The organism is Gilliamella sp. W8136 (genome assembly GCF_016101285.1).
Taxonomy (GTDB): domain Bacteria; phylum Pseudomonadota; class Gammaproteobacteria; order Enterobacterales; family Orbaceae; genus Gilliamella; species Gilliamella apicola_N.
Genome location: NZ_JACFQU010000067.1, coordinates 1 through 279, shown reverse-complemented (window position 1 = coordinate 279; position 279 = coordinate 1). Strand labels below are relative to the sequence as shown.

General features: G+C 33.7%; 1 protein-coding gene. It reads right to left on the bottom strand.

From position 1 onward, the window contains the following. Nucleotides 1-279, bottom strand: a 279-nt coding sequence (locus H3T96_RS15160; protein ID WP_144093589.1) for a DDE-type integrase/transposase/recombinase, incomplete at both ends; no start/stop codon positions are given.

The following is a 279-nucleotide window of genomic DNA, read 5'->3' as shown; positions in this document are numbered from 1 at the left end:
TTTCATACTGTTTTAATCGTGATATCCCTTTTTGAAGCATATCTGTCACCAAGGTCAAACGTGCATTTTTAGCCACTTTATAAGCTATTACTTCTTGATTATATAAATCGATAATGGGGGATAGGTAAATTTTCTGTTCATTTACCTTAAATTCTGTGACATCTGTCACCCATTTTTCATTCGGTCTCGATGACTCAAAATCTCTTTTAAGATAATTATCGGCTGTTTTACCTGTCTCTCCACGATAAGAACGATATTTTTTAGGTCTTACTGTCGATT